Source organism: Mycobacterium gordonae, from assembly GCF_002101675.1.
Lineage (GTDB): Bacteria > Actinomycetota > Actinomycetes > Mycobacteriales > Mycobacteriaceae > Mycobacterium > Mycobacterium gordonae.
The window spans coordinates 18,750-35,991 of record NZ_LQOY01000236.1 but is presented as its reverse complement, the minus strand read 5'-3'; the positions used below and the strand labels follow the sequence as shown (position 1 = coordinate 35,991).

13 protein-coding genes are annotated in these 17,242 nt (G+C 65.7%); 7 read left to right on the top strand and 6 right to left on the bottom strand.

All coding sequences use genetic code 11. From position 1 onward, the window contains the following. Window positions 1-15: 15 nt before the first annotated feature. Complete coding sequence (locus AWC08_RS30030) at window positions 16-939, top strand: ketopantoate reductase family protein (protein ID WP_069433481.1); 924 nt, start codon at window positions 16-18, stop codon at window positions 937-939. Here the strand turns inward: AWC08_RS30030 and AWC08_RS30025 are convergent, their stop codons facing one another. Then, window positions 940-1,779, bottom strand: coding sequence for a glucose 1-dehydrogenase (locus AWC08_RS30025; protein WP_065134881.1), 840 nt, complete (start codon window positions 1,777-1,779; stop codon window positions 940-942). A gap of 14 nt (window positions 1,780-1,793) precedes the next feature. Further along, on the bottom strand, window positions 1,794-3,332 hold the full coding sequence (locus AWC08_RS30020) for an FAD-dependent oxidoreductase (protein WP_069433480.1): 1,539 nt from the start codon (window positions 3,330-3,332) through the stop codon (window positions 1,794-1,796). Window positions 3,333-3,619: 287 nt separating this feature from the next. Here AWC08_RS30020 and AWC08_RS30015 point away from each other — a divergent pair, with 287 nt between their 5' ends. Continuing rightward, window positions 3,620-3,889, top strand: coding sequence for a WGxxGxxG family protein (locus AWC08_RS30015; RefSeq protein WP_065134879.1), 270 nt, complete (start codon window positions 3,620-3,622; stop codon window positions 3,887-3,889). 161 nt (window positions 3,890-4,050) lie between these two features. After that, window positions 4,051-4,635, top strand: coding sequence for a hemerythrin domain-containing protein (locus AWC08_RS30010; RefSeq protein WP_065134878.1), 585 nt, complete (start codon window positions 4,051-4,053; stop codon window positions 4,633-4,635). Window positions 4,636-4,709: 74 nt separating this feature from the next. Here the strand turns inward: AWC08_RS30010 and AWC08_RS30005 are convergent, their stop codons facing one another. Together AWC08_RS30005 and AWC08_RS30000 are read right to left on the bottom strand one after the other, a co-directional pair. Then, window positions 4,710-5,603 (bottom strand): manganese catalase family protein, encoded by an 894-nt coding sequence (locus AWC08_RS30005; protein ID WP_065134877.1) that lies wholly within the window; start codon window positions 5,601-5,603, stop codon window positions 4,710-4,712. An 80-nt stretch (window positions 5,604-5,683) separates the two neighbouring features. After that, the gene (locus AWC08_RS30000) at window positions 5,684-7,069 is read right to left on the bottom strand and encodes an amino acid permease (RefSeq protein ID WP_083271113.1); all 1,386 of its coding nucleotides are present in this window, start codon (window positions 7,067-7,069) and stop codon (window positions 5,684-5,686) included. 103 nt (window positions 7,070-7,172) lie between these two features. Here AWC08_RS30000 and AWC08_RS35975 point away from each other — a divergent pair, with 103 nt between their 5' ends. Next, window positions 7,173-8,042: an alpha/beta hydrolase gene (locus tag AWC08_RS35975; protein ID WP_069433479.1), complete on the top strand. Its 870-nt coding sequence runs from the start codon at window positions 7,173-7,175 to the stop codon at window positions 8,040-8,042. A 3-nt stretch (window positions 8,043-8,045) separates the two neighbouring features. Continuing rightward, window positions 8,046-10,160, top strand: a complete 2,115-nt coding sequence (locus tag AWC08_RS29990; RefSeq protein ID WP_069433478.1) for an acyltransferase family protein — start codon at window positions 8,046-8,048, stop codon at window positions 10,158-10,160. Between the two features lie 256 nt (window positions 10,161-10,416). Here the strand turns inward: AWC08_RS29990 and AWC08_RS29985 are convergent, their stop codons facing one another. Continuing rightward, the gene (locus AWC08_RS29985; RefSeq protein ID WP_065135442.1) at window positions 10,417-11,112 is read right to left on the bottom strand and encodes an Rv0518 family GDSL lipase; all 696 of its coding nucleotides are present in this window, start codon (window positions 11,110-11,112) and stop codon (window positions 10,417-10,419) included. A 166-nt stretch (window positions 11,113-11,278) separates the two neighbouring features. On the opposite strand from AWC08_RS29985, the gene AWC08_RS29980 reads away from it, so the two are divergent. Then, window positions 11,279-12,592, top strand: coding sequence for a DUF2252 domain-containing protein (locus tag AWC08_RS29980; protein ID WP_069433477.1), 1,314 nt, complete (start codon window positions 11,279-11,281; stop codon window positions 12,590-12,592). Between the two features lie 177 nt (window positions 12,593-12,769). Next, window positions 12,770-15,871, top strand: coding sequence for an ATP-binding protein (locus tag AWC08_RS29975; protein ID WP_069433476.1), 3,102 nt, complete (start codon window positions 12,770-12,772; stop codon window positions 15,869-15,871). Window positions 15,872-15,909: 38 nt separating this feature from the next. Here the strand turns inward: AWC08_RS29975 and AWC08_RS29970 are convergent, their stop codons facing one another. Continuing rightward, window positions 15,910-17,139: an acyltransferase family protein gene (locus tag AWC08_RS29970; protein ID WP_069433493.1), complete on the bottom strand. Its 1,230-nt coding sequence runs from the start codon at window positions 17,137-17,139 to the stop codon at window positions 15,910-15,912. Between the last annotated feature and the right edge of the window lie 103 nt (window positions 17,140-17,242).

Sequence of the window (17,242 nt, the reverse complement as noted above, 5' to 3'; positions counted from 1 at the left end):
GCACAGGAGCTTAGGATGAAGGTTGCGGTAATCGGCTGCGGTGCAATGGGTTCCATATACGCGGCGAAGCTAGCCGATGCGGGGAACGAGGTGCTGGTGGTGGACCGGTACCAACCCGGCATCGACCAGATCGCGCGGCACGGGCTGCGCATTACCGGACCGGGTTACGACCACACGGTGCAACTGCGGGCCAGCACCGTCGCGCCTGCCGAGTCCATGGACCTGATCGTGCTGGCCGTCAAGGCCGCTGACGTGACAACGGCTGCGCATCAAGCCCTTCCGATGCTGGGCGAGGACACGTCGGTGCTGACCATCCAGAATGGGCTGGGCTCTGCGGAAATCGTCGCGGGCATCGTCGGGGACCAGCGCCTGGCGGTCGGCATCGCCAGCGGGTTCGGCGCCGCGCGGGTTGCCCCCGGACATGTGCGGCACAATGCCATGCGCGCCATGCGTTTCGGAGCCTACTCCTCGATGCCGCCTTCGACGGTCGAGTCGATCGCCCGCACCTGGGCCGACGCCGGCTTCGACGCCGCCGCGGTCACCGACATCGCCGCCATGCAGTGGGAGAAGCTGATCTGCAACGTCGCCTACAGTGCGCCCTGTGCGCTCACCGGAATGACGGTCGGCCAGGTGATGGACGACCCGGAGATGGGCCCGATCAGTCGGGCGGCGGCCAAGGAAGCCTGGCGGGTGGCCTTCGCGTCCGACATCGAGATCAACGTCACCGATCCCGTGGAACACGTGCGGACTTTCGGCTCCGCCATGCCGGACGCCAAACCGTCGGCGCTGCTGGACCACGAAGCCCGCCGGGTCAGCGAGATCGACGTGATCAATGGTGCGGTGCCACGCCAGGGAGCGCGGGTAGGCGTCGACGCTCCGGTGAACGCCACGCTCACCGCGTTGGTCAAGACGATCGAAAAACGCTGGGAGACAGCGTGATCACAGAATGGGCCGGCCTCCGGTGACAGCAACCCGGGCACCGGAGATGTAGCTGGCGTCGTCGGAGGCCAGCAGCACGTAAACCGGTGCCAGCTCCGCCGGCTGCCCGGCGCGGCCGAGTGGCACGTTGTCCCCGAAGGACTTCACCTTTTCCGGCGGCATGGTCGCGGGAATCAGCGGTGTCCAGACGGGACCGGGTGCGACGCTGTTCACTCGGATGCCCTTGGGCCCCAACATCTGAGCGAGACTGGCCGAAAGGTTGGCGATGGCCGCCTTCGTCGCCGCGTACGGCGCCAGGGTCGGATTCGGCGAGTCGGAGTTGACCGACGAACTGCCGATGATCGAGGCGCCGGAGCCCATGTGCGGCAGGGCCGCTTTGGCGAGGTAGAAATACGCCCCGACATTGAGCCGGAAGGTGTGGTCCCATTCCTCGTCCGAGATCTCGTCGAGGCTCTCGTGCGTCATCTGGAAGGCGGCGTTGTTGACCAGCACATCGATGCGGCCGAATTCCGACACGGCGCGGTCCACCACGGCGCGGCACTGCTGCGGGTCGGAAAGATCTCCGGGCATCAGCACACATTTGCGTCCGGCGTCCTCGACGTAACGGGCCGTATCGCGAGCGTCGTCGTCTTCGTTCAGATATGCCAACAGCACATCCGCACCCTCACGGGCGAACGCGATCGCGACGGCACGACCTATCCCGCTGTCGCCTCCGGTGATGATGGCGCTTTTGCCGGTCAGCTTCCCGGAACCGACATAGCTGTTCTCGCCGCAGTCGGGAACCGGATCCATCTTCGCTTGCACGCCCGGCACAGGTTGTTGTTGCTCGGAAAATCCCACGAAGTGCTCCTCTCTCAGCGGGACCGGGTCAGGTCCCGGGTCGCCGGTCCCTCCAGCAGGGTGCCGTCGGGCGCGAATCGCGACCCGTGCAGCGGGCACTCCCACGCCTTGTCCGCGTCGTTCCAATTCACAATGCCGCCCAGGTGGGTGCAGACCGGTGAAACCGTGTGCTCGACGCCGTCGACCACACATCGCGCCTGCAAGTCCCACGGCGGGCCGCTCACCACACCGCCCTCGTCACCGGAGGGGTCGCGGCGGGTGATTCGGGTTGCCGGAGTGATCCATCCGCGAGCCAGGTTGAATCCCACCTCGAGATTGGCCGACATGGCCGTGGTCAGTCCGGACAGTTCGTGCGGGCTCCAGCTGGCGAACGCATCCGCCCAATCCATCCGCCCACCGAGGATGCGGGAGGACAGCGCCAGCGCCGCAGCCGGGCCGTTAGTCATCCCCCACTTGTTGAATCCAGTTGCGACGAAGATCTTTTCATTGTTCGGCAGGATCGGGCCGACGTAGGGAAGCTGGTCGATCGGAGTGTAGTCCTGCGCCGACCAGTAGTGGGTGCGCTGCGCACCCGGATAATGCCGCTGGGTCCAGTCGTCCAATTCGGCGAGCGCCGCAGTGGGACTCTTGCGGCGGCCCACCGGATGCCCGGCGCCGCCCACGATCAGCAGGTCGCCGTCGGCCGTAGGGGCATAACGAACCGAACGCGTAGGTGAGTCGGTGGAGATCATCATCGGCCGCGTGAGCGGCCCGGGCACCTTGTACGCCATGCAGTAGGACCGGCTGGGCTTCAACCTAGCGAAGTAACCACCCCGGTCCAGAATCGGAATGCCGGTGGCGAGCACCAACTGCTTGGCGACCACCTGGGTGTCTTCCTCTTTCCCTTTGCCGGTCTGCCGGCCACCACCGGTATCGACATGCAGGCGGAGTCGGTCGCCGTCGCTAGAGACCCGGCGTACCCGCACCCCTTCGGCGATCCGCCCGCCGTGATCGAGCAGCTCACCCGCGAGACTGTCCAGGAATGGCATGGGGTCGAATTGAGCTTGCCGGGGCAGGCGGACACCGCCGTGGAACGAGAACGGGACGTCCGCGTGGTCGTCCCAAGTGACGGGTAGCCCGACGGCGCTGCAAGCCAACCATTCCGCGCGGGCGGACGGCACACCCCTGGCCGATTGGGCGTAGGTGTACGCGTCTTCGCGCTGCACGGGTATCCCGTGGGTGTCGCAGTGGTGCAGTATCCACTCCATGCCCTCGCGATTTCCCTCGACGTATGCCTTGGCGGTGCTCCTGCCGTGGCGCGCAATGATTTTGCTCAGATGATTGCTCTGCAACAGGCTGATCTTCGCGGTCGTGTTGCCGGTTGTTCCCGCGCCGACCGTCCTTGCCTCGAGGACCAGCACGTCTTTGCCCGCCCGAGCCAGCAGCAGCGCCGTCATCAACCCGGTGATTCCGGCCCCGACCACGACGACGTCGGCAGGTCCCGACCCGTCGTTTAGGGAGGTTTTACCGGCCCACGCAGTTCGGTCGCGGTCCTCCATCCAAAGTGACACCATAGGCGTTTTCGTTACCCAAGCTGGACAATTCGAAACGCCGACGGGACCGGCACAACAGCTGCGTTCCGAAAATCATTGCGGTGCCGCGGACTTCGCTTGTAACAACCTTGACTTCGCTATTTGTCTGCTTTAGCCAAAGCGGCCGAATGGCAAATGTTTTGTCCAACGTTGCCGGGGTACAACTCCGGCGCGGCGATGGAAATTCCCTCCGCGTCGTTCGTCCGACGAACTAGATCAAACTGGTTCGAAACCGCTTGCGGTCGTTCGCGACCGAAAGGAGTAATAACATGCGTAACATGATTGCTGCCGGCTGCGCCGCCACGGCCCTTCTGTTTGGTGGAGCAGGTATCGCAAACGCCTCCGTCGAGCAGGCCCCCGCCCCGTCATCGACGACCACCACGCTGGCCGACGAGCACAACCAGCAGGAAAGTGACAACACTGGCCTGTGGGGCCTGACCGGCCTGCTCGGCTTGGCCGGTCTCGCCGGACTGGCACGTCGTAAGAACCACAACGACGCCACTCTCCAGACGGGTGCTACGCGCCGGCCCACGGTCTAGCACTGTCGTCAAAACGCCCCCGCCAGCGGTCTCCGCTGACGGGGGCGTTTTGCGATCTGAGTGTCAATCATGCTGTAGCGCTTGACATTGCCTCACGACGTCGTTTCGCCAGAGCCACCGCGGGTACTAGCAGCTGATCGCTACAGACGAAAGGCCATGACATGGATGCATTGACATTTCTTCGTGAAGATCACAAGAGCGTGCTGGGCATGCTGGAAGTACTGGATGGGGCGCCGGAGGGTGACGGCGCGCAGCTCAGTGGTCTTGAGACGATGGTGAACAACCTGATCATCTCCGAGTCACAGCACGAGGCGATCGAGGAGCAGTTCTTCTGGCCTGCAGTGCGGCGCGCCGTGCAGGGCGGCGACGAACTGGCCGATCAGGCGATCGCCCAGGAAGAAGCGGGTAAAAAGCTGCTGCAGCGCCTGGAAGACAGCGCACCGGGCAATCCGGATTATCACGAAGCGCTCAAGGAATTCGTCAAGGCCGGGCGTGAGCACATCATGTTCGAACAAGATGTTGTGTGGCCCCGTTTCTCGGCGGCGGTCGATCAGCAAGAACTCGAGCAACTCGGCGGCAAACTGGAAACCGCGAAAAAGGTTGCGGTGACCCGCCCGCACCCGAACACGCCGTCAGATTCGTTGACGCAGAAGACAATGGGCATGGGCGCCGCGGTGGTGGACCACGTCCGCGACGCGGTCACCGGCCGCGCGAACGACAACCCGCCGGATCCCCAGATACACTGAGCCACAACACGTAAAGGCCTGGCGTCCCCGATGACGCCAGGCCTTTCCCATTGGGAACTTACGTGATGGGGAACCTACATGGTCGGAGTCCGCTGTTCGTGGGTGAACGGCTTGTCGCTCGGGACCGCGGGTGAGCCTTCGGGGTTGGTGTCCATCCCGGTGTTCTGCCGCAGGGTGCTGCCCAGCCATTCCGTGGTCGGCTCTTTGACGTACTGCCATTCGGTGCCCTCGGGCCACGGACCCTGTCCCTGATTCCACGGCCCCCGCACCGATCCTCCGCCGTCGGACATGTTGAAGGCCACGTTCTGGAATCGTTCGTCGCCGGCCAGAGTGCCCGGCGGGAAGTTAACCGGCAACTCGTTGAGGGCTGCGGTGAACTGCTGATAGTGCGCGACCTCCCGGGTCATCAGGAAGGTCAGCGTCTCCTGAACACCCGGGTCGTCGGTGAACTGCTTGAGGTACTCATAGACGATCTTCGCGCGCGACTCCGCGGCGAGGTTGTTGCGCAGGTCCACCGTCGGGTCGCCGTTGGCGTCGATGAACGCTCCGGTCCAGTTGTTGCCGGCGGAATCCTTGGCGTCGGGGCCGCCACCGCTGAGCACCAGGAACATCGGATTGACCGCGACCTGATGGATGGCCTGCTCACGGCCGTCCCTGCTGCCCACCAATGGCATCCAGTCGCAGCGGTCGTTGGCCAGCTTGAGATCGTCGTTCAAACCGTCCAGCAGCATGGTGATCATCGACCCGACCATCTCGAGGTGGCTCAGTTCCTCGGTGGCGATATCCATGAACAGGTCATACATCCTGGGGTTCTTCTCCCGCAGCACGAAAGCCTGAATGAAGTACTGCAGCGCGGCGGTCAGCTCGCCGTTGGCGCCGCCGAACTGCTCCATCAGCAGCGAGGCGAACCGCGGGTCCGGTTGGCTGACCCGCACCTCGAACTGCAGGTCTTTGTTGTGAATGAACATAATTCTCCCAGGGCTGTTGCGTATGTGTCTCGACCCGATCTCGCCGATTACCCGCGCAACGCCAGTCCAAACTGCCGGAGTCAGCCACTCTCGCTAATCTGCTTGCGCACCAGCCGTTTACGCCTGCTTATCGGCGCAGCAAAGTACACGGCCAGCACCACAACCCAGGAGAGCAGGCTTAACCACAGCTGGCTTCGAGTGCCGCGGTCGAACGCCATCTGGACTAGCACGGCAACGATTCCCACCGCCGTCAGGATCGACAGCACCGGGAACAACCACATCTTCACCCGCAAGTCCTGCTGAGATGTCCTTCGCCGCAACACGATCTGCGACAGGGCGATCAGCAGGTAGACGAACAGGATGACGGCACCGGAGGAATTGAGCAGGAAGAGAAATACCGTATTGGGCGCCAGCCAGGCCATCAACACACACAGAAATCCCACCAGCGAAGAACACCCGATTGCGGTCGCGGGCACGCCGCGACCGCTGAGTCGCACCAATCGCGCCGGTGCCTCACCGCGCCCGGCAAGCACAAAGAGCATCCGAGATGCCGTGTACAGGCCCGAGTTCAGACACGACAGCACCGCCGTGAGCACCACCGCGTTCATGATCTGATCGGCGCCGCGCAGACCCATGTGGCGCAGCGCCGCCACGTACGGCGATGCGCCGAGTTCCACCGAGTCCCACGGCATGATGATCACCAACAGCAGGACCGAACCGACGAAGAAGATGACGATACGGGCCACCACCGACCTCGTCGCCCGCGCGATCGCCCCCGCCGGATCGCGGCTTTCCGCCGCGGCGATGGTGACGACTTCGGCTCCCACCATCGAAAAGATCACCACCACAATGGCGGCGAAGACGGCCGCCACTCCCTTGGGGAAAAAGCCCCCATGAGATGTCAGGTTGGAGAAATCCAGATGACGACCGGGCAGCAACCCGAACACGAACGCCGCTCCCACGCCAAGGAAGATCACAATGGTCGCGACTTTGATTCCGGCAAACCAGAATTCGAACTCTCCGAATGACGACACCGAAAATAAGTTAGTGGCCGTCATCAGCAGCATCAGGCACAACGCGGACAGCCACAGCGGAGCCGGAAACCAGTAGTTGAGCACCTTTCCGCCGGCGACGGCTTCAAATCCGACGACGATGACCCAGAAGTACCAATAGAGCCAGCCGACGGAGAATCCGGCCCACCCGCCCAGCGCCGTTGCGGCGTAGTCGGCGAACGACCCCGTCGACGGGTTCGCCGCCGCCATCTCACCCAGCATCCGCATCACCAGGACGATCAGCAGCCCGCAGATCGCATAGGTCAAAAAGGCGGCGGGGCCGGTTTCGGAGATCACCACCCCGGAGCCGACGAATAGTCCGGCGCCGATCACGCCGCCGATCGCGATCATGCTGAGCTGGCGCTGCGAAAGTCCTTGTTTCAGCGTGGCACGGTCGTCTAGGTCCTCCCGCATCACCGGACGCTAGCAGTTGAGCCGGCTCAGTATCACGCCGTCGTCACGAGTGCCTTGCAATACGGCGTGGCAGAGGCGTCAAAGCGCCTTCGGCGCGGCATGATTGACGATCGTGGCCGACCTGACCCGACGCTCAGTGCTGCGTAAGGGTGTCGGCGCGGGCGCCGCAGCGGCCGGCGCCTGGGCGCTCAGTGCCCTGGCCGATCCGCTCACCGCCCTGGCCGCACCCACGGCGCCGGCACCCTTCGACCCACCGACCGCCGGCAAGACGCTGCCGACCAAACTCACCGGCTCCTTCATCTCGGCCGCCCGCGGCGGCGTTCAGACCAACTGGGTCATTGCGATGCCACCCGGCCAGACCAAGATGCTGCGACCGGTGATCGCGCTGCACGGCAAGGACGGCGACGCGAACCAGATGCTCGACTGCGGCGTCGAGGACGCGCTCGCGCAACTGGTCAACGAGGGCAAGCCACCGTTCGCCGTAGTGGGCGTGGACGGCGGTGCCAACAGCTACTGGCACCGGCGTGCCAACGGCGAGGACTCCGGCACCATGGTGCTCGAAGAGCTGTTGCCGATGCTGACGTCGATGGGCATGGACACCTCCAGGGTGGGGTTCCTGGGTTGGTCGATGGGCGGCTACGGCGCGCTGCTGCTGGGCGCCCGGCTGGGGCCGGCTCGCACCGCCGGCATCTGCGCCATCAGTCCGGCGCTGTACATGTCCTACATCGGCAGCGCGCCCGGGGCGTTCGACAGCATCGACGACTGGAACCGCAACACCGTCTTCGGCCTGCCGGTGCTGAACTCCATTCCCATCAGAGTCGACTGCGGCATCGGTGACCGTTTCTTCTTCTCCTCCAGCCAATTCGTCAGCCAGCTGAAGAAGAAACCGGCGGGCAGCTTCTCCCCGGGCGGGCACGACGTCGACTACTGGCGCGCGCAGTTGCCCGCCGAACTCGCTTGGATGGCGACCTAACCGGTGACCCAGCAGGACCGCGCCCCGTTTCGCCCGGACATCGAGGGGCTGCGCGCCGTCGCCGTCATCGCCGTCGTGCTGTATCACGCCGGTATCCCCGGAATCGCCGGCGGTTACATCGGCGTGGACGTCTTCTTCGTCATCTCCGGCTTCCTGATCACGGGCCTGCTGCTGCGCGAGGTCCGTGCCACCGAAACCGTTGCGCTGGGCCGTTTCTACGCAGCCCGCGCGCGGCGCCTGCTGCCGGCCGCGGCCACCGTCGGCATCGTCACCGCGGTCGTCGCGGCCGTGGTGCTGCCGCCGTTGCAAGCCCGGCGGGTGTTCGCCGACGGCATCGCCAGCATGCTGTACGTCGGCAATTACCGATTCGCCGCCCAGAACACCGACTACATGGTCGCCGACCTGCCCCCGTCGCCGTTCCAGCACTACTGGTCGCTGGGCGTGGAGGAACAGTTCTACCTGGTGTGGCCGGCCCTGATCATCGGAACGGCGTGGTTGGCACGACGCATCGCAACGGCGCGCACCCTGCCCTATGCGGTGGTTGTGACGGTGGTCGGCGCGGCATCACTGGCGGCGGCGGTGATTTGGACGCGCACCTCGCCACCCTGGGCGTTCTTCTCGCTGCCGACCCGGGCGTGGGAGCTGGCCGCCGGCGGGCTGGTCGCGCTGACGATCAACCAGTGGAAGCGACTGCCCCTGCTGCCCGCGGCCGTGGCGGGTTGGGGCGGCCTGACGCTGATCCTGCTGACCTGCACCCAGCTGGGCCCCCACACCCCCTACCCCGGCACCTCGGCGCTGCTTCCGGTGCTCGGCACCGCCCTGGTGATCGGGGCCGGGTGCGTGACCGGCGGCATGGGAGTCGGCCGGCTACTGTGCCCACCGGTGATGCGGGCGATCGGCCGGGTGTCCTACTCCTGGTACCTCTGGCACTGGCCGGTGCTGCTGCTGCTGCCTCCCCTGCTGGGTGATCCGGGCGGGTTGCCGGGCCGGCTGGCGGCAACGACGGTGTCGGCCGGACTGGCTGTCATCACCATGCATGCGGTGGAGAATCCCGGTCGCTTCGCCACGGCGCTGCGCCGTTCGGCCAAGGCGAGCCTGGCCGTGGCCGGGGCCGCCAGCGCGGTCGCCGCCTGCGCGTGCGCGGTCTTGCTGACGGCCGTACCGGCCCCGGTTGGACACGGCGCCGCCGCCCCGCAGGCGAAGATCGTTGCGCTGCCCCCCGTACCCGACCCACACCTGAGTCCGCAGGAAGCGGCCGTCCGGCAGGCGTTCGCCCAAGCGCGGGAGATGCTCGCCGCGGCAGCCGACCAGCGCGCGGTGCCGTCCAATCTCACTCCGTCGCTGGCGGCGGCGCCGGCCGACAAGGCGGCGGTGTTCGTCAACGGCTGCATGCGGTCCTGGCGCGACGTCGGGCAGAGCGAGTGCGCTTCGGTGAAAGGCGACGGGGACACCCGCACCACCGTCGCGCTGATCGGTGACTCCCACGCGGCGATGTGGGACCCGGCGCTACAGCGGGTCGCCGAGCAGCGGCACTGGCGGCTGGAGACCATGGCCAAGGTCACCTGCCCGTTCCTGGACATTCCGATCGTCAGCCCCTACCTGGGCCGCAAGTACACCGAGTGCGAGCAGTGGCGCGGCGAGATCGTAAGCCGCCTTGCCGCCGAACGGCCGCGGCTGGTGGTGCTGAGCATGAGCCGGCGCTACCACGCCGACTTCAGCTTCGCCTCCTACGATCCGGCCTGGATCCACGCACTGGCCACGGTGGTGGCGCAGCTGCGCGGCATGGGCTCGCAGGTTCTGGTGCTGGGGCCGGTCGCCGATCCGCAATCATCGGCGCCAACCTGCCTGTCCGCACACCTCGACGACGCCGGCACCTGCGCGCCGGCACGGTCGGTGGCGGTCAACGGTGACGGCATCGACGTCGAACAACGGGCCACCACCGCCGCGGGCGGCTCCTATGCGGACCTGACCGACCTGTTCTGCAGCCCCGAGCGGTGCCCGCTGGTCGTCGGGGACACCCTGGTGTTCCGCGACGACAACCACGTCACCACCGAGTATGCGCAGCTCCTGGCACCCGTACTCGGCGCACTGGCCGATCGGACCATAACAAATGAATGACACGACGGCGGATTATCAGCGAATGAACCATGTGATGACCCCGAACGTGATACCAATAGAAGGGTTTTGGAGGTTCTGAAATGAGTCCGATGCTGTTGGTGCTGCTCTCGGCAGCCGCGCCAGTCGCCGGGCTTGGTCTCGTGCAATTGCAAGCGCGCCTTGAACGTTGGGATTACGAGAGGCACGCAGAAGACTGAAGCTGCGGCGGGGCAACTGAATACATCCGAGCGCGGGCGCTCAGGCGTCTCACCTCGACTTACCTAGATAATTGCCAGCGAATGAGCGGCACCATCTTCTCCGCCAGGTACTCATGCCCCGCGTCGTTGGGGTGCACCCCGTCGGATCCGATCAGCTCCGGCCGGTCCACGAACCAGCGATCCCCGATCGGGTCGACGAAATCGGCCCCGGCGGCCCACGCCGCTCCGGCCAGCACGTCGCGAATCACCAGCACCGGCACCGGCACGTCCGCCGTCGGCCACGGAGGTCCGATCACCAGCAACCGCGCCGCAGGCGCCATCCGGCGCGCCAGGGTGAACGTGGCGTGCACACGCTGAGCCAGTAACACGGGGTCGACGTCCTGGTCGTTGCGGGAACCGAAGAACACCACCAGCACGTCCTCGGGCTTGACGACCTTGGCGGTCAGGTCCTGGAAGATACTGCCGTGATCGCCGACCGCCCCGTAACCGGCTCTGCCCTCGGCGGCCACGTCACTCCCGATACGCAGTCCCGGCGCGGTGAGCGTCCGCCAGGTCCGCGCGGTCCACGAGTTCGGCCCCAGCCCCCCTTCGTTGGTGCCGGTGGTGTACGAATCGCCGATCACGGCAACCGGTTTGAGCCGCAAGTCCAGCGTCAGCGCCCGATACGGCCGCTGTTGCACCGGATCGACAAGACATGGCGAAGCCAGGGCCACCAGCACGGCAACACTGATGGCGAAAGTGGCCAGCCGAGTCATTACGACCTCCACGGTGAACGCCTGGAACGGGATCTACCTGAAATCGTACGAGCGTGCGGGCCGAAGGATCGGTCAACTCGCTTGCGTCCCCGCATCTTCGAGACGCACCCGTTTCCGAGGAAAAACCGCTGGCGTCATCGGCCGCGGCGGGGGGTACAACGACGTCATGCACGAGAACAACGACCGCGAGTCGTTCATCGTCGACTGCCTCGTCGGGGCGTTCGAGACTCTGATGAAGGCCGACCCGGACGCCTTTCGCACCAAGTTCCGCAAGATGGCCGCCGACCCCTTCGCGTTCTACCGGGGCAGCGCGTGTCTGTTCTATGCCGACATGGCCGACCGGGAGGACCGGTGGGCCGACGAGCGCACCGGCCGGGTGTGGATTCAGGGCGACCTGCATGCGGAGAACTTCGGCACCTACATGGACGGCTCGGGCGTGCTGATCTTCGACGTGAACGACTTCGACGAGGCCTACATCGGCCACTTCACCTGGGATCTGCAGCGATTCGCCGCCAGCGTGGCATTGATGTGCTGGCAGAAGGCGCTCTCCGATGCCGAGATATCGCGGCTGATCGAGACGTTCGTCCGGTCGTATATGAAGCAGGTGCACTGGTTCGTGGATGTGGAGGACGACTCGTCCTTCTCGTTGAACCTGCGGACCGCGCGTGGCGCGGTGCTTTCGGCCCTGCAGTCGGCACGGCTGTCGACGCGCGCTGGGATGCTGGACCGGATAACCAGGGTGGACCAGTGGGACCGGCGGTTTCGCGACGCGCCGGGAGTTCGCCGGCTCGACGACCCCGAACGCGACAAGGTGGTCGGCGCCTTTGAGCGTTATCTGGAGACGATCCCGAAGGCCAAGCGACGCAGCGAAGTTACCTACGACGTGAAGGACGTGGTCGGCAAGACCGGGTTCGGCATCGGCAGCGCGGGCCTGCCCAATTACACGATCTTGATTGAGGGCTTCAATCAGGCGCTCGACAACGACATCATGCTGTCGATGAAGCAGGGCAACGTCGCCGCGCCGAGCCGGGTGGTCAGCGATCAGAAGGTGCGGGACTACTTCCAGCATCACGGGCACCGCACCGCGATCTCACAGCGCGCCCTGCAGGCCCACGCTGATCAACTGCTCGGCTACACCGAGATCGACGGCATCGGCTTTGTGGTCAACGAGCTCTCGCCATACGAATCCGACCTGGAGTGGGACGACCTGACCGAGCCCGACGAACTTGCCGAGGTCATCGAGCAACTCGGGCAGGCGGTTGCGAAGGTGCACTGCGTCGGCGACACCGACAGCGACCAATCGCTGGTCGACTTCCAGACCGAGGACGCGATCGTGGCAGCGGTCGGCGACCGCCTCGACGACTTCGTCGCTGACATGGTGTCGTTCGGGCTCGAGTACGCCGCGACCGTGCGGGAGGACCACCGGCATTTCGTCGAGGCCTTCCGGGAAGGCCGCATTCCCGGCGTCTCGGCGACCTGAAGGTCGACAGACCACTCCGACGGCCCGGGAGGAAACCCGCATCGCGTCGCACCGGCGCCGAAGTGCTCCAGAGGTTCCGCGCTGGCGATTGCCGCACGTTGTGGCCGCCTGCTGGTTAGCATGATGCAGATCGACGCCTGCGCAGAAGCGCCGACGGTGTAGTGGAGCGATCTTGGCATGAGTGAACTCTTGCCGACGGGCACGGTGACGCTGTTGTTGGCCGACGTCGAGGGCTCGACGCGGCTGTGGGAGACGCAACCCGAAAGGATGACCGCTGCCATAGCGCGGCTCAACCAAACCGTCACCGATGTGATCACCGCTCACCACGGGGTGCGCCCGGTCGAGCAGGGTGAGGGTGACAGTTTTCTGGTCGCGTTCGCGCGAGCTTCCGACGCGGTGGCGTGCGCCCTCCAGTTGCAGCGATCCGTCCTGGCCCCAATCCGGTTGCGAATCGGGTTGCACACCGGTGAGATCCAGCTGCGAGGCGCAGATAACTACGCCGGCACGACGATCAACCGCACGGCGCGGCTGCGTGATCTGGCCCACGGTAGTCAGACGGTGCTGTCGGCAATCACAAGCGATCTGGTGATCGACCGACTGCCCGAGGGCGCATGGACAACGGATCTGGGCACCCATCAGCTTCGGGACTTGCCACGCCCCGAGCGGATCGTGCAGTTGTGTCACCCCGAGCTGCGCAACGACTTCCCGCCACTGCGCACGCCCAGACCGGTCTCGGCGCACAACCTTCCGATGCAACTCACCAGTTTCGTGGGTCGCGAAGCAGAGCTGGCGCGGGTGCGCCAGTTGCTGAGTGACGAGCGGCTGGTGACGCTGACGGGGGCCGGTGGGGTGGGTAAGACCCGATTGGCAGTGCAGGTCGCAGCCGTGGTCGCGGACGAGTTTGCCGACGGGGTGTGGTACGTGGATCTGGCACCGATCACCGAGGCGGACGTGGTGCCGATCGCGGTAGCCCGCGCACTGGGTCTGGCCGACGACCCCGGGCGGTCCACAATGGACACGCTGACCCGGTATGTCAGCGGGCGCCACATGCTCCTAGTGGTGGACAACTGCGAGCATCTGCTGGACGCGAGCGCAGCGCTCATCGTCGACCTGCTGGCCGAGTCTTCAAGCTTGAGATTGTTGGCAACCAGCCGAGAGCCGATAGCGGTAGCCGGCGAAATGGACTGGCGGGTGCCCCCGTTAGCACTCGCCGACGAAGCCATCGAGTTGTTCGCGGACCGGGCTCGGCATGTGCGGCCGGATTTCGCGGTCACTGATACCAGTGCCGGAGTGCTGAGCGAGATCTGTCAGCGGCTGGATGGGCTGCCGCTGGCGATCGAACTCGCGGCAGCGCGGGTACGGTCACTGTCTCTGGCAGAGATCCTGGACAGCCTGCACGACCGCTTCCGGCTGTTGACGGGTCGTTCCCGATCAGCGGTGCGACGCCAGCAGACTCTGCGTGCCTCGGTGGACTGGTCGCATGCGTTGTTGACCGAGTCCGAGCGGATGCTATTTCGACAACTGGCGGTATTCCTGGGCGGCTTCGATCTGGCCGCAGCCCAGGCGGTCGCAGGCGGCGCCGAAAATTATCACGTGCTCGATCAACTGAGTCTGCTGGTCGACAAATCGCTGGTGGCGGCCAACGACAGCGGGGGGCGGACACGGTACCGGCTGCTGGAAACCGTACGCCAGTACGCGGCCGAGAAGCTGAGCGAGTGTGGCGAGGCCGATGCGGCGCGCGCGCGTCACCGTGATCACTACACCGCGCTGGTCGCGGTGCTGGACGCCCCGGCAGGCAGCGATTATGAGCGGCGACTCGAGCAGGCCGAGATCGAGATCGACAACCTGCGCGCTGCGTTCGGATGCAGCCGCGAGTTCGCCGATATCGAGTCCGCGCTCGGCATCGTCTCATCGCTACAGGCGCTGTGGTTCACGCGCGGGCGCATGAGAGAAGGGCGTGCATGGTTCGACGCGGCGCTGACCGACCTCGGTGCGCACCACACCCAGGTAGCGCCCGCCGTGCAATCGAGGGCGCTTGCCGACAAGGCGGTCCTCGATGCCTGGATGGGCGATGTCGACAGCTTGGATCAGGCCGAACAGGCCTTGACCATCGCCCGAGAACTCGATGAACCGGCACTGCTCGCGCGGGCATTGACCGCCTGCGGCTTCTGCGCCGGCCAGCGCTACAACACTGCGCTGGCCCAGAAATACTTCGCCGAGGCGATCGGGCTGGCTCGCACCTTGGATGACCGATGGCGACTGAGCCAGGTCCTCGCATGGGAGGCGGGAGCCGGAGCAATCGCGGGCGATCCCTCAGCAGTACAGGCGGCCGGTCGAGAAGGACGCGATCTCGCCGATTCGATCGGCGACAAGTTCCATTCTCGTCAGTGCCGCCACTGGCTGGGCTATGCGCAGATGATCCAGGGCGATGTGGCCGGAGCCATCACAGAGTTGGGCCGCGTCGTGGTCGAGGCCGAAGCGGCACACGACGAGATCTCCAGGGTGGTCAGTCTGGGGACTCAAGCCATCGCACGGGCCTACCAAGGTGAAGTCGCCGCAGCACGCGCGGCGGCTGAGGAGACACTTGACGGTGGTCTCGAACTCGGCGGGCGGTTCGCGGCGTTCGGGTACGTGGTGCTGGGGTTTGCCAGCCTCGCCGCCGGGGACGCGGCAGCGGTCCACCAGACGCGCGAGGCAGGTCGCCAACACACCACCGTCGTCGGCACGACAGTGGCGGTACAGCGCATTTGGAATGTGGAGTCCGCGTTGGTGGACGGGGACTTGTCCGTCGCCCGAAGCCTGGCCGACGAGGCCGTCCCGACATTGTCCGGCTGGTATTCGGTCTGGATGCTGACACTGCGCGCGCGTGTGGCGATCGCGACGGGTGAATATGGACAGGCCCACCGTGATGCACGCGGCGCGCTCACCCTGGGCGCCGAAATAAGGTCGCACCTGGGCATCCCCAACATTCTGGAGTGCCTCGCACCGCTGGCGGTCAGGGAAGACAACCACCACGAAGCCGCCCGCCTCTTCGGCGCGGCACACGCCATCTGGCAGCGCATCGGCGCCGCGCGATTCAAGGTCTACGACGAGGGCTACCAAGCAGCGGTGTCGGCCCTGCGAGAAGCTCTGGGAGACAAGGAATTCGACCGCGCATGGACCGAAGGCAGGGGCCTGTCGACCGAGGAGGCGATCGCCTACGCCCTGCGCCACACGTCATTGACCCCAGGCATTCCCCCAGACCAGACCTCGCCCGCGGCTACGGCGGGCCGGGCCTGACTCAATGACGCCGTCGAGGCCGGCACCGTCAGCTGGCCTCAGCCCGCGCGCGAGGAAACCTCGGACAGCGCGCCGTCGATCGGATGCCGCTTGGTGATCGGCGAGTCGTCGGGCTGGGTGCCCGCCGGCGCGGCCCTGGCGCCGATCATCCGGCGCATCCACCGGCGGGCCGGCTCTTCGACGAAGTGGTACATCAGGCTGGATATCAGCAGCGCGATCACGATCAGCGCGATGACGTTCCATTTCCACGGGTTGTCCTGCGGGGTCAGCTCGAACTGCAGCACCGCCCAGCCCCAGACGGTGTGCACCAATTCGTGCACCATGTACAGACAGAAAGAGATCTCCCCGCCGTAGACCATCAGCCGGGTCGACAGCACCCAGGGCAGGCTGCCCAGGCCGATCGCCAGCGTGATCACCAGCGGCACGAACAGCACGTCCACCACGCCGCCGCTGTCCACCACACCGCTGATCGGATGCGCGTCGAACCAGTAGAGGATCCCCACCATCACGACCACGAGAACCAGCGACAGGTACCCGGCGACATGCCGGGCGCGAGCACTCAGCCGCAGCCTGCGCACCGCCGCACACGCCAGTGCGCCGGCGACGAACTGAGTGACGATGCGTGGCAGCCAGCTCCACGGCGTGTAGAAGTAGCCGCTGGCCAACAACAACACCACCGGCGGCAGACATGCCGCGAAGGCCAGCACCATCAGGCTGCGCGCCCGGGTCGTGCGCTCCAGCCGCAGAATCACCAGCACGATCACCCCGAATAACAGGTAAGCCAACCATTCCGCACTGATCGACCAGGCCGGCCCGTCCCAGGAGGTGTTGTCGAAGTACGGCTCGAACCACAACTGGACCAGCAGCACCTGTCGCACGTAGCTGATCGCGGTGAGGTCCCTGACCTCGGGTAACGGCACGTGCCCGACATGCAGGCTGAGGATGACGATCAGAGCGGCCAGATGCATGGTGAGCAGGTACACCGGCCACACCCTGGCCAGCCGCAGCCACAAGAAGTGCACGGTGGCGCGCGTCGACCATTCCCCGCCCATGCGGTCGAGGTAATTCCAGGTCAGCACGAAACCGCTGAGGATGAAGAACAGGTCCACGCCCTGGGCGCCGCAATTGAGCACCGGTGCCAGATTCTCGCGAAAGTCCGGCGACACGTCGGTCAGCATCGGCCGGAAATGGAACAACACCACCCACAGCGCGGCCACGATGCGCAGACCGGTCAGGGCCTTGATCTCCCCGCGGATCTCGGCCTTCATCTCTTTGCTGCGCACGAGGTTCTTTCCGCCTGGACTCTTGCTATCTGGTGTTCGTTGCGTCAACCTGCCCCCCGACTAGCAACCGGCAGCCTAACAGCGGGGC